The sequence below is a fragment of the Mongoliitalea sp. genome, assembly GCF_054166905.1.
Genome location: NZ_JBSZCK010000031.1, coordinates 88,986 through 103,614, shown reverse-complemented (window position 1 = coordinate 103,614; position 14,629 = coordinate 88,986). Strand labels below are relative to the sequence as shown.

Sequence of the window (14,629 nt, the reverse complement as noted above, 5' to 3'; positions counted from 1 at the left end):
TCTCATGGCTGGACTTTTACAAATTCCCGCTGTACAAACAAGAATTTCAACGGTACTCACCAATTACTTGAGTGAAAAAACAGGATTTGAAACCAGCATTGACAGGGTAAAAATCCGTTGGTGGGATGCAGTAAGTTTGGAGGAGGTGCGGGTACTTGACCATCACGACAGCTTGATGATTGATCTCCGGGAAGTATATGTTGACTTTTCGGTCAAAGGACTTTTAGATCGCAAAAATCCTGCTGTAGACCAAATAAAAATGCAGGAGGGAAATGTGCGTCTACTTTTTCACCCCGAGGAGTCCTACCTGAACATTGTTGAATTCATCGCAAGAATAAACAATCTGTTCCCAGGTGCTCCACGAGACCCTAAGCAAGAACCTATTCGCTTTAGTATAGAAAATATCAATTTCAAGCAAACATCCCTTGATATTCTAAACTATGGTGCTACACCCGTAACAAGCGGATTTGATTACAATAACCTCAACTTCCGCAGTTTGACAGCTGATGCAGACAATTTTTACAGCAAAGGACCTGAAATTGGATTTCAACTGAATTACCTCCGAGGTTTAGAGACCAACTCAGGCTTGGAGTTTCAGCAATTGAGAACCATTTTCACGTACACTCCTACCTTTATGGAGTTTGAACACCTCTACTTTCGCTCCAACCAAACAGAAATTAAGGAGTACTTGCGGTTTGACTATGAATCCTTGCAGGACCTTTCAGATTTCACTAAAAAAGTTCAATTAACGGCACGTTTGGATGAAAGCATTTTGCACTTGCGGGACTTGAGAGTCTTTGCTCCTACCTTACCCGAAATTGACGATAAAATTACCTTAAGTGGAGAAATTGGAGGTACGGTAGAAAAATTATTCTCCGAACAACTTCTGATTAGATTTGGCCAACGAAGCGCCCTATTTGGTAAGTTTGACATTGATGGACTGCCTTACCTAGACCAAACATTTTTTAAAATGTCCCTGATGAACTCTATCCTGAACAGCGCAGATCTTGCACCCTATATCAGCGAGGAAGGAAGACAAGAGTTAAATAAATTTCGGGATATCAGATTTGACACTGATTTTTCAGGCTATTTGGACTTTTTCACAGCTAACGGAAATTTCCGAACAGCAATAGGAACACTTATCGGCCGCTTGAACTTTAGAAAAGTAAACAATGAACCCACCTATAATGGACGTGTGGAACTTAGAAACCTAGATATGGGAATTCTCTTGGAAGATAGGGAACGGTTTCAAAAAGTAAATCTCACAGGAAATATCAGGGGAAGAGGGCTAACACTTGCCAATGCACTATTGGAAGTAGATGCCAACATCCGCAATGCCGGAATCAATGGATATAACTACGTCAATATTCAAACCGCCGCGACGTATGGACGTGACCTTTTCAAAGGAACTCTCAAAGTAAACGATCCTAATCTTAAGGCCTCTTTTGATGGAGTTCTAGATTTGCGACAACAAAAAGACTCTATACAACTTCAAGTAAAAATAGATACTGCCTATCTGAAAGAGTTAAATTTTGTGGATAAGGAGACTTTTATCAGTGGAGAAATAGAAATGGACACCAAGGGTATTACCTTGGACGACATTGAAGGAATTGCCCGATTCAAAAATGTAAACCTCAGCTATGAAGGGAGAAACCTCTATATCGACAATTTCTTTTTCCAGTCCCTTTTTACAGAATCCTCCCGATTAATATCCCTTAATTCCGATTTATTGGTCGCCAGTATCAATGGTAACTTTAAGGTGGAACAACTCATCGAAGATGTGCAGGATCTGAGCTCGGAGTATTGGGCTATCCTGAGCAATGCTACCGATAAAATTGTGTTTCAAGACAAAAAGGAAATAGATCCTTACAACATTGATATCAACCTTAACTTCATTGATATCAATCCAATCATCAACTTATTAGAACCCAGAATATCGATTTCTAAAAACACCTTGATTGAAGGGGCATTCTATCAAACTCCTGACAATACCATCCTGAATTTCTTCTCCAGTATTGATTCCATTTACTATCAGGAAAATTTCTTTTTCAACAATAATCTAGACTTCAATACTTCCAAATTGGTAAATTCTTCGGATGTCTTGGCATCCTTTTATATTTATTCCAAAACCCAACAGCTACGATCAGGATTAACCTTTGACAACTTAGCTATAGAGGCTATTTGGGATGAAAATCAGGTGGATCTATCCTACAGCCAAGATCAATTGCAGTCTGGAAGTTACATCCGAATCGAGAATGAAATCACCATCTTCCCTGACCACACAGAGATTGTATTTTCCCCATCCGAATTAAAAATTTTAGATAAAATCTGGAGATTTGACCCTAATAATCAGATTTTCATTACTGGAAACAATATCTTAGTAGATAACCTAAAACTCTTTAATCAAGCACAGTTCATTTCCTTGGCTGGACAAATTTCTGCATCCAACCCTGAGGCTGTTTTAGGTCTCGATATTAATCAATTGAATCTGGATTTTTTCAATACCTTGAGCACAAAAGACTTCCAAGGCATTGCCAATGGGCAGTTTGCACTGAGTAATTTTTATCAATCCTTACTTGTAGTGGGTGAGCTCCGAATAGATGAGATGCTTATCAATAATTTCTTGATAGGTGATATCTTGGCTTCCACCTATTCCGCGGAGAACAATATCAATTTAGAGATTGAAAATATCCGAAACGGTCAAAAAGTAATAGAGATCAAGGGATACCTAGGAAACAATGAGGAAAATCAAAACATAGGATTGAATGCGAGTTTAAAAGATGCAAATCTTTCAATCATAGAGCCCTTTCTGTCAGACTATATAACTCAAATTGACGGTACAGTCACCGGGGACTTCAGTATTGAAGGCTCTTTGAACTTTCCTGTAATTAATGGAACAGGAAGAGTGAATGAGGGAAAACTGCTCATCAATTACCTAAATACCTATTATACTATTGACGGGAATTTACTTTCTACCTTAAATGAAATCAGCTTTCGGGAGCTTGTAATTCAAGACGTCAATGGAAACCGAGCACGGATGAGAGGTGGAATTTCTCATGACTATTTTTCAGATTTCATCCTCGATATCCGATCAAATCTTGAAAACTTCCAAGTTTTGAATACCAGTATTCGAGATAATGATCTGTTTTATGGAACTGCCTATGCCACTGGGACCTTGGAGATTTTCGGAGCTGCCAATAACCTGGATATTGTAGCAAGAGCCACCTCACAGCCCAATACGAGAATATTTATTCCATTTGGGACATCATCTACACAAGCACAAGAAGATTTCATCACCATTATCAATGTTCGGGATTCAAGCAGAGTGGCTGCTTCTTTTGAAGATAGCATCGAAAAACTGGCAATTAATAATGTCCGGATGAATTTTGTTTTGGACCTTACCCCGGATGCTTATGCAGAAATATCCATTGACCCAAGAACTGGGGAAAGTATTCAAGGCCGTGGGCGTGGAGTATTGACCTTGAATATTGATACCCAAGGAAACTTCTCCATGAATGGAAATTATGAAATTACTGAAGCACGCTACAATTTTTCACTATATAATATCATCAACAAAGAATTTATCGTGCAGCCTGGCGGTAGAATCTCTTGGTTTGGGGATCCGTTTGAGGGAATCATGGATATCAAAGCCTACTACCAGGAATCTGTCTCCCTTCAAAATCTCCAAAATAATCCCAATGCAACCATCGACGATCCGCAAATGCGCAGAAGATGGCCTTTACGAGTCCTGATGGATTTGCAAGGGAATTTACTTTCTCCGGAGATTACTTTCAACTTTGACTTTGGACAGTTCCCAACTGAGGGTAATATCCAAACCTACATCTCGGCATTTCAAAACCGTATTGCCAATGATGAGCAAGAGAAAAACAGACAGGTGTTCTCTGTCATCATGATGCGCTCCCTCTCTCCAGAAGGGCAATTCTCTGGTGTTTCCAACATTGCCACCTCCAACTTGAGCCAATTACTTTCTTCCCAACTCAACTCATTTATCGCTCAGGTAGATCAAAATCTAGAAGTAGATATTGATTTGGCCAATCTCGATCAAAGCGCTTTGGAAACTTTCCAATTACGGGTAGCTTATACCTTCTTGGATGGTAGACTTCGGGTGACAAGGGATGGAGGATTTACGGATCTTCAGGGAAATGCTGACTTGAATAGCATCGCCGGAGACTGGCAAGCTGAATACTTGCTAACTGAAGACGGACGCTATCGTATGCGCATTTACAACCGCAATAATTTCAATACATTCACCTCACTTTCCCTTGCTAGAAACGTGGCTACTTACGGTGTTTCTCTGTCACAAAACCTTTCATTCAACTCTTTCTCTGAACTGATCAATAGAATCAGAAATAGAAGATCATCCTTAGATTTGATCAATGATTCTGATGATTTCCTGAGAGAGGAATATAGAGAGGGATGGACAGAAATTCCCTTGGAAAACTTAGAGAAAAAACTTCAGGAATCTGAAATAAAAAACACACTTCGTTCAGATTTCTACAGAAAAGAAGATGATCATGCAAACATTTTTGGAAGCTATCATCTTCTACAATGAAAATAGCTATCATGGAAAAAGTAAGCATATTCTGGTTTAGAAGAGACCTTAGATTAGAAGACAACAGAGGCTTATATCATGCCTACACTCAAGAAAAGAATGTATTGCCTCTATTTATTTTTGATCGGGAAATCTTAGACGATTTGGAGGATAAAACCGACGCTCGTGTAAGCTTTATCCACCAACAGATCCACAGACTTTCTAAGGAGCTGAGCACATTCGGAAGCTCCATCCTCGTCAAATATGGTAAGCCTCTTGAGGTTTACAAAGAATTGTTGAAGACATATGATATCGTAAATGTCTATACCAATAGGGATTATGAGCCCTATGGCATCACTAGAGATTTGGAAGTCAAAAAACTGCTGGATACCAAAGGCATTCAATTCTTGGATTTCAAAGACCAAGTCATTTTCGAGAAAGAGGAAATCGTCAATGGGAGCGGTGATTTCTACAAAGTATTCACCCCATATAGCCGGGTATGGTTGGATAAATTCCAAAAGGCCACATTGCAATTAGTGTCCTTAAATCCTTCCAAAAATACCTTTTTTCAAACCTCAACACTACCTATCCCTAGTTTGGAAGATATGGGATTTCAAGCTAGCCCCATTCAAATCCCCCCTTTGGAAATCAATCAGGCTTTGATCCAAAAATATGATCAAGTTAGGAACTTTCCCGCAATCAATGGAACCACTCGGTTGGGCATTCACCTTCGATTTGGTACTATCTCTGTGCGAAAATTAGCTCTTGAAGCAAGTAAATTGAATGCCACCTATCTTAATGAATTGATTTGGAGAGAGTTTTATATGATGATTTTATATCATAACCCCCAAGTGGTGGATAAAGCATTTAAACCTGCTTACGATGAAATTCCTTGGCGAAACAGTGAGGAAGATTTTCAAAAATGGTGTGATGGAAAAACAGGATTTCCCATTGTAGATGCGGGTATGCGCGAATTGAACGCTACAGGATACATGCATAACCGTGTTAGAATGATTGTTGCGAGTTTCCTTACAAAGCATTTACTGATTGATTGGAGATGGGGAGAAGCATATTTTGCAAAAAAACTCTTAGATTTCGAACTCTCTTCCAATAATGGGGGCTGGCAATGGGCTGCTGGTACAGGTACTGATGCCCAACCATACTTCAGAGTTTTTAACCCTGAGTCCCAAACAGAGAAATTTGACAAAGAATTAAAATACATAAAAAAGTGGGTGCCTGAATATGGAACCTCGGCATATCCCAAGCCTATGGTAGATCATAAATTTGCACGTGAACGGGCAATCAGCACATACAAAGAGGCATTAAATTCATGAATATAGGCGATAAAGTCCGCTTACTCCACGGAAACGAAGAAGGGGTAATTACCAAAATATCAGGTTCTAAAGTAGAAATTGAAATTGAAGATGGTTTCAGAATCCCCGCGCTCAAAAATGAGGTGGTGGTAATTTCGGCATCGGAGAGGATTCTTTTTGGCGAAAAAGAAGCAGATATCCCAGTAATTTCTGAAAAGCAGCAAGCAGTCAGTAGCAAAGACTCTGGGGTCTTTTTAAGTTACATACCACTGAATGACCAAGCGCATGCAGTATATATTTCCAATAATTCCTCCAAGAATTACCTAGTAGTGATCTCTGAAGTTTTTGGCAGTAATTCTCAGACTATTGTGGCAGACACGCTCCTACCAACTAAATCTCACAAAATCACCGAAAAAAATATTCGAGACTTTGAAGAATGGCCACATTTGATGATTCAGTTGATTTCAATCAATAAAAAGATTGAGAAAACTGAACCTATAGTATCCAAAACTTACAAATTTAAAGCATCCGCTTTTTTCAAGAGCAAAGGAGTAGCACCCGTCCTGAATAAAACAGGATATGTTTTCAATGTCACCGAACAGGCAAAACCTTTAGATATCCAATCTTTGAATCAGGAATTGCAAACCATTCAACCTAAAGCAGTCCCATCTTTCCCAAGACCTCCAAAAGAGGTGGATTTGCATATTGAAAAACTCACGAAAGACTACGATCTGATGAGTAATTCTGAAATGCTAAAACTGCAACTCGAAGTATTCGAAAAGAATCTAAACTATGCAATCGCAGGAGGGATGGATGAGATTTCCTTCATTCATGGAATCGGAAATGGAGTCCTTCGAAAAGAAATTCACAGATATTTAAGCCAATTGCCAAATATTAAGTACTTTAAGGACGCGCAAAAAAGCCCATTTGGATATGGGGCAACCTTAGTCAGAATTTCATAAGCCATGCAAGGTAAACTTTCCCCGCTGTTTCATCCTTTTCACCAACAGTTTAATGAAGGAAAATCGCTGTTCAATGCACTGAGCAAGCAATTCAGAGGAAAAAAAGCTGTTGAGCTTGAGCAAAAACTCATCTTTCTAGAAATTTATGTGGACCTCTTAGCAAAGATTCACTTCAAAGAAGATCAGCTGAAGTTTCAAGTATTTTCTCCTTACAAGGGGATTTTCAAAGGTCTAAAAAAAGTCAAGCATATTCGGATAATTCTCGCACAATTAGAGGTATATAAAGCAAGCACTGGTCTCACCTTTACCTCCTATGAGAAATTTTTGCTCTCAGAAAAAAATAGACTTTATACCGAAGTCTATGATATGATTGTGGGAGCCCCATTAAAAATTTGGGAAGACCTTTACGAAGAAGCGTATAGGTACAGTCATGGAATCAAGCCTTTAGCAATAAATACAGCCACAACCCAGATTATTGAAGAAGAGCTGGAGTTTTTCAATTTAGAAAATAAACACAAACTGGAATATAAAGGTATCAAAGACATCTATGAAGGCGTACGCGTTATAACAGCCTTGGAAAATATCCGAATTGAGATTGGGTTTAATCCAATTTTCGTCCCTGCAGTGCATGAATACCTGACAACATTTCAAAAAAATCTCCTAAACTGGTATGAAAATCATTTGCTGATGCAACATATGATCAGCTACCTTTCCGATAAGGAAAATGTTTCTAAAAAATATTTAGACTTGCTTTCAAAACTCAAAGAAAACAAAAAAACCTACACACTTCAAGTAGAGAAGGAGTGTAGGTTTTTGTTTGATAAAATTATTCGGTAAGCTTACCCTAGCTTTGCTAAGGCCTGCTTTAAATCTTCTTTCAAATCTTCTGCATCCTCAATCCCCACGCTAAGACGAATCAAGGAATCTACTAAGCCAATTTTTTCCCGCTCTTCTTTGGGAATAGATGCATGAGTCATGGTAGCTGGATGTCCACATAAAGACTCTACACCACCTAATGACTCTGCTAGCGCGAAGTAATGTAAATTTTCCATTACCTTATTCGCATCCTCTATGCGATTACCTTTGATGGTAAAAGAAATCATGCCTCCGAAATCTCTCATCTGTGATTGAGCCACCAGATGATTTGGATGATCTTCAAATCCTGGCCAATATACCTTATCTACTATAGGGTGTGTTCGTAAGAAGGCAGCTATGGTCTTCCCATTTTGACAGTGGCGCTCCATACGGATATGCAAGGTCTTAATACCTCTCAATACTAAGAAACAATCCTGAGGCCCTGGGATTGCACCACAGGCATTTTGGATAAAGGCCAATCGTTTTGCCAATTCATCGTCATTGACAATGACCGCACCCATAACTACATCCGAATGGCCTGCCAAATACTTGGTAACTGAATGCATGACGATATCAGCACCTAAATCTAACGGATTCTGTAAAAATGGAGTAGCAAAGGTATTATCTACAGCTAACAACACTCCATGCTTTTTAGCTATGGCTGCAATTTTGCTGATATCCACAATATTCATCATGGGATTAGTAGGGGTCTCTGCCCAAATCAGCTTGGTGTTTTCATTGATGGAAGCCTTAATAGAAGAAGGATCTTCCATGGAAACGAAATGGAATTTGATTCCATAGCGCTGGAAAACCTTAGTGAAAATTCGGTAAGAACCACCGTACAAATCACTCGTGGAGATTACTTCATCCCCTGGATTCAACAATTTGATAATCGCATCAATCGCTCCTAAACCCGAGGAAAAACAAAGACCATATTTACCATTTTCCAAGGCTGCCAAATTATTCTGCAAAGCTGTACGCGTAGGATTATGGGTTCTGGAATATTCATAACCCTGATGATCTCCCGGAGAACGCTGTACATAGGTGGATGTTTGAAAGATTGGAGTCATGATCGCACCTGTACTTGGATCTGGCTCTACACCAGCATGTATGGTTTTTGTTCCGAATTTCATAAATCAACTGTAAAAGTTTATGGGGTTACTTCTTTTTTTTTTATTTTCTTGCGTCTTGGCAGCTCAAAGATGACAAAAATGAGAAGTATTATCAAGGAATTTAAAACTGGCATCCAAGAGAATTTGTTTTTGAGTCTTGCGTTCCTATGGGTCAGTATCATGCCAAGTTTGGGGACCTTAATAGCTACACCATTGGTCTTGACAAGGAGCAACTACATAACGGAATTCCCATGGCTGAATCCTTTTTCCCTCTTGATTACCTGTTTATGTCTTACATTCCTAATGGGACTTGCCTTGCTACCTACTACAATGGTTGCTGTATTTTCAGGTTTTCTTTTTGGTTGGAAAATCTTCCCTTTATTGGTAGCTTCCTATGCAGCAGCATCGCTCCTAGGCTATTTTTGGGGTCAAATGGTAACCAAAGGTGGATTGGTTTTTCTAATCAAGCGCTATCCCAAAGTAGGAACAGCTATTGAAGAACGCTCTCATAGCATCCCTCAATTAATTTTTTTCATACGAATAAGTCCAGTAATCCCTTTTGCCTTATCCAATCTCCTATTTGCATTTCTCCAAACTGGATGGAAGAAGTTACTTATTTGGGGGACAATCGGCATGTTGCCCCGCACCTTAATAGCTTTTTACACAGGCACCATTGCTAATGACCTTTACGATGCCATCAATCAAGGGGATGACACATTAAAAGTTTGGATTTTTATTGGATTCCTAGTCGTGAGTACCTGGGGAATCTGGAAAGTAATCCGCTCCAAAGACTAGACTAGCTTATCGTAATAAATACATTTTGCCATATCCTTGCCTAAAGGCCCTGTCTCCGGCAGTATTTCTCAATTCTACAAAAGCTCCATTTTTACGAACCAATACTCGGTAGATGTACACGCCATTTGCCAATTGGTCACCAAACTCATCCCGGCCATCCCAAGCATATTCGGTCAGGTTATTACCAATTCGAAGTGGCCCCAATTCATCCTGTAAAATCTCCCGGACCACCCTTCCTGTTACTGTCATAATTTGGATTTTGATTTGATCAGGCACCTCATTCCCCGTAACTGTAAATACAAAGCGTACACTGGTACTGAATGGATTAGGATAAGGATAGAAATTGGTAATAGTAGCTTCATTAATGACTTCAAAATTGATCTCGTACGGTCTATCTACACCTAAATCTTCGGTAACCACTCGTAGGGTATATATGCCGTCTTCCAATGGCCCAGGTCGCATTTCAATTCTAAAACCAGAATTTTCTGTAGCTTCTGTCCAGAAAACTCGAGGATCTGAGAAGTTTATTCTGGCAAACTGGCAACCTTCACATTGCTTACGTAAGAACATTTCTAGACCAACGGTATCCCTTTTCAAAATCAAGCTTTGTTCATTTTTAAGTAAAGTGGTGATCATGACGGAAGGGGATACGATATCGCCATCCATGATATACACTCCATCAAAACTCACATCCAAGATAGCCGTTGTATTATCAGGTATTACCGTGATATACTCGCCAAGATCAATCAAGTTATTACGGAAAGTCTGTTCCATTTGAATTCTTGGATTGGCAAAGACCTCAATTTCATTTTCTCCAGGTCTCCCAATAGAATTAAATAGTAAATCAAATTCAAATTTTTCTCCTGCCTTCAAAGCAGGAAACTTCCGTGTAAAATTCTGGACTGCTCTCGAGGTAGTATTCCTAATTTTCCAATCTACCTGAATAGAGTCTAAGAAATCATATTTAGAAATATTCAAAAACTCAAACTTCAATACAGCCTCCTGCCCTTCTTGGAGGGTGATTTTTTCATCTCTATTTTTAAACAGCAATACACCCTCGGGTACGCCCGTAAAGTTCACCTGCCATTTATTCAATTGAGATGGTGCGGTGGAATTAGGGTCATCCATGGCATATCGCAAGCGTAAGAATGGATACGTAGCTGGATTAATCAAGCTCAAATCTGCTAAACTTTCATTGACATTGGATAGAAGCACCTGTTCTTCACCCGAAGCCCTCACGCCAATTACATCGAAATGGGAGAGTTCTTCATTAAACCAATCTCTGCGATTGATACGGTTAAAAAATAGTTTCCAATCAGATGCCGGTCCGATTCGAGGAGTTATAATAGAGCCTGATGTAAAATATCCTTCAACTGAGGTTTCAAACTCAATGATTTGCTCATTCGTTTCCAATTCTATTCCTCGTTGTGCTACTATTTCAATTGCCTCTCCAGGGCTCATCCCTTTTTGTCCATAGAGAATGTATGGATCCCCATTTTTCAGGTTTCTCAAAACGGCCTCATTCGCTCCTACTTCTCTCAATTTTTGAAAAGCAATATCTGGCCATTGTTCATAATTGACATTACCAACGGAGAAAATCACCACAAAATCTCCATCCCTCAACCCATTGATGTAATCAATCAAGAAGGTTTGTCCCGGATTGCTGATTTGAGCATTCCGGATACTTTGAATCACCTGAGGCACCCTCCCACAACTACGACCATCTAATATATCAAACCCAGGAACAGGAATCACTAGATAGGGTGTCAAAGACTTTTGCTCAAATGCTACTAGTCCAAGGGAACCATCGGGACATAGACGAGAGTTGGCATTATTGACATTATCTATAATGTACGGTACCCCATCTAGATAAAATTGGGTATTTCTAAATGTAAGCGAGTCCGCCTGATTACCAAAGGTAAATACCCCAATATCTAAAGAATTGGTCTGATAATTCCATCTACGTTGGTTGGCGTCAAAGACCACATTATCCAAGATATTGGTCTGTAATTCGGCAACTTCTCGCTGCGTCCAGCCTTCCGGGCCATTTCGAATGTAAGAGAAACTACTGCTTGTCCATTCATTGCTTTCTCCATCACGCGGCTGAAGGAATCGCGTTCGCCAAAAGAAAGTCAAAGAGTCTCTCGCTTGTATATTTTGGAACAAGTCCAGTTTCCAACTCAAAATATTGGTAGTCGTAATCCTATTCTCCCGACGGTTGGAGCTATTAAATGTAGGAGATGTATCAATCTGTACTACGATCGTTCGCTGATCAATGGATTTTCCAGGTATCTGGGCAATCAATTCTACTTCCCGTTCATTGACAATTCCAAAAGAACTTGGCAACAAATGAATAGTACCGCTTAAAGGAATAAAACGACTGACGGTGATCGAATTATTCATGAATGTCATTTCAGGAATAGCACGATCGGTATTGATTTCTATGCTGAATGTATTTTCACCAAAAGCTGGTATACCAGTATTCGGAACAGCAAAACTTATCGTATCTTTTCGGAATACGCCAGCAATTTTCTTTAATGGATAAGTAATATCTGTTCCATCTGGAAGACGTCTACTGATTTTAAAATTTACAGAATCCGTATTGACGATGCCTAGATTTCTCAAAACAAACTTCAGCTCCAGGGAATCTGATAATGCATTAAACTGATCTCCTTCAAATGCGCCTAAAAAAACTTCTGATTCTTCCACGGAATAGTCTGCCTTATTTGCCGGAAACATTCGAACAGCTGGGTCTCCCAACATCACCAACTGTTCTCCATGGGAGCGATTCACTGCCGAAGTTCCAAATTGTCTGTAAAATATTCGTTCAGTCTCTCTTTTTACAATACCAATTGGTCTATGAATCATCGTAGAATCGGCAAATGCTTTTGTATAAAAAGTTTCTGAATACCTACGCAAAAATACATCCACCCCTAAACTGGCATGCGCTAAGAAATTGGATGCTCCTTTCTTAGGTGTAACAATCCAATCCTCACCGAAGGTATAGGCATTACCAAAAGCATTCCCTGCATCACAGCCATTCAAGAGTAAAACTGGATACTTCCCTTGGTTATTGTAGCCGACCGTAGGATCTGAGGCAAACCCAATTTCAATATCGATCACAGTAGGTGCTCCATGACCAAAGAAAGTAATCAAACCTACTCCTTTGTTTACGTCACCAGAGATGTCGATCAATTCAATGGTCGAATTTGAGCGCTTTCTGTAAGTAGTTACATTACCACCCAAATATTTATCCTCGGCAATGTCTTTAAATCCATTCAGGAAGTTGAAAAATCGCTGCAACTCAAAGGCACTGATCCCTCCACTCAAATGTACAATTTCTTTGAGCCAGGAAGCATTGTGTCCTAAGGCATCCTTCTCTTTTATTTTATCCAGATAATCCGCCACTTGTTGGGAATTACGAACAGGTAATCGTCCAATAGCTACCTCTCCCACATAAGGATCCGCAGGGTTTAGACCCATAGAATAATTATTATCAGCATAAGGATACCCTGCTGGAGGGATCATATCCTGAAAACTGAAAATAGACGGGCGCTGACGATAGAAAAAGTTGGTATTTCCCTCCCGGGCAGTTGCAAAAATCCCAACCGATCTACCAACCAATAGAAGGTGTTCTGGTTTATGTCGAGGATAATATTCTCTGAGGAATTTGAAGATTGCCAAAGGGGTTTTCTCTCCAAATGTAAACTGATCGTATAATTCATCCACATTGACAATCAAGGTGTCATAGCTGCCACCTGCTGGGGATGCCCGGTGTGCTGCATAGGCAACTACAGGATCAGCGTAGGTCTGTGTTGGCCTACGAAGCGAACGGTGTGTTAGCAAAATGTAATCTGCTGGTCTTGATAAAAAATCTCTAAAACGAGTTGGTATCAACGTACCTACCGGGACTATATCCGCCGCACTTTGCAACAAAATTTTACTGGATTTAGAGGGAGACTGTGCCTGTAGACGAATCGTCTGCCCCTCTCTACGAATAGCTATACGCTCAGGATTTAATGGGTCAGCTACATCGTATGCATAATAATTCCCCAACATCTGGGACAATTCAACCGCCCCATCTCCTTGTTCAGTAATGATATATTCCCGTGCACGTTCTCCTGAAACCACATTTTTTGGATAAGTCACACGGATGTAAGCGATGGAAACGTTGTCTGTACCTTGAGGACCCTGACTCGCTATCTGCACCCGAAGTACACCATTTCGATCAAAATCACTGGCGCTGATTTCTATAGTTCGGTTTATAGCTTGAAAATCCACATATTCAAATCTTCCAACTTCCCGCAAATTCCCTAAAGTTGGTCCTACACTGATCACGGATACGTGTGGGTTTTCAGAACGCCCAGTGAGTCCAATCTCTAAAATTGCCCTGCCCGATTCAGGTATTTGCCCCAAATCTGTCAAATTGAGATTTAAAGGGGCAGTTCTAGTGATAGGAGCACTCATCCAGCCTTGTCCTTCTTCAAACTCCGCAACTCTCACGCCAGGGTTATACACTCTACCCAAGTTGTATTGTGCTGCAAATACTTGAAAGTACTCATCTTGATAACTCGTCAAGGTAGGAGTAGTAGGAGCAGGCTGAGGGCGTTGAGGCATCCTACGCCCATTCACACCCGGAGTTACCGCTAAATAAAATGCTGTGGAATCATTATGGGTATTATAAGCAATATTCCCTACATGATTTGGGTCTCTGTAGAGCTTTGCATCCAGGGTTCCATCATTCCTGCGACCGAAAAAATCTATGTAATCGGTAGGATCAAAAGAACCATCCTGACTACCCTCAATGTGAATAGCAACCTCTTCCCCACGGAAATACATGCGGATATGGTTGGGATTGATGACAGATGGATTAATCCCTGCTGAAGCTAAGGCTGCAAAATTGATCCGATGAATTCCGTCACTCGAAGTGGGGATTTTATAATATGTTTTGGAAAAATCAATCCAATCACTTTGCGCTACTAGCACCTGCGACAGCAACCATCCGAATACAAACGCTATGACAAACTTTCTGCTCATATG

Annotated in this window: 7 protein-coding genes; 5 read left to right on the top strand and 2 right to left on the bottom strand. The window is 40.1% G+C overall.

Annotated features, from left to right (window positions below):
* Positions 1–4: 4 nt before the first annotated feature.
* From ACXIUD_RS11480 to ACXIUD_RS11465, 4 genes are read left to right on the top strand one after another with little or no spacing between them, the layout of a single operon-like run.
* Positions 5–4,573, top strand: coding sequence for a translocation/assembly module TamB domain-containing protein (locus ACXIUD_RS11480; protein WP_458052782.1), 4,569 nt, complete (start codon positions 5–7; stop codon positions 4,571–4,573).
* An 11-nt stretch (positions 4,574–4,584) separates the two neighbouring features.
* A complete protein-coding gene (locus ACXIUD_RS11475; RefSeq protein ID WP_458052781.1) occupies positions 4,585–5,886 on the top strand; it encodes a cryptochrome/photolyase family protein in 1,302 nt (433 codons plus the stop codon).
* Complete coding sequence (locus tag ACXIUD_RS11470; protein WP_458052780.1) at positions 5,883–6,827, top strand: Smr/MutS family protein; 945 nt, start codon at positions 5,883–5,885, stop codon at positions 6,825–6,827. Before ACXIUD_RS11475 ends, ACXIUD_RS11470 begins: the two co-directional genes overlap by 4 nt.
* 3 nt (positions 6,828–6,830) lie before the next feature.
* Complete coding sequence (locus ACXIUD_RS11465; protein WP_458052779.1) at positions 6,831–7,664, top strand: hypothetical protein; 834 nt, start codon at positions 6,831–6,833, stop codon at positions 7,662–7,664.
* A gap of 2 nt (positions 7,665–7,666) precedes the next feature.
* Here ACXIUD_RS11465 and ACXIUD_RS11460 read toward each other — a convergent pair whose 3' ends face one another.
* Entirely contained in the window at positions 7,667–8,815 is a 1,149-nt protein-coding gene (locus tag ACXIUD_RS11460) for a cystathionine gamma-synthase (protein ID WP_458052778.1), read from the bottom strand.
* A gap of 78 nt (positions 8,816–8,893) precedes the next feature.
* On the opposite strand from ACXIUD_RS11460, the gene ACXIUD_RS11455 reads away from it, so the two are divergent.
* Positions 8,894–9,589 carry a VTT domain-containing protein gene (locus tag ACXIUD_RS11455; protein ID WP_458052777.1) on the top strand — a complete coding sequence of 232 codons (696 nt, stop codon included), beginning with the start codon at positions 8,894–8,896 and terminating at the stop codon, positions 9,587–9,589.
* A 6-nt stretch (positions 9,590–9,595) separates the two neighbouring features.
* Here the strand turns inward: ACXIUD_RS11455 and porU2 are convergent, their stop codons facing one another.
* Positions 9,596–14,626, bottom strand: a complete 5,031-nt coding sequence (gene porU2 / locus ACXIUD_RS11450; protein ID WP_458052776.1) for a putative type IX secretion system sortase PorU2 — start codon at positions 14,624–14,626, stop codon at positions 9,596–9,598.
* Between the last annotated feature and the right edge of the window lie 3 nt (positions 14,627–14,629).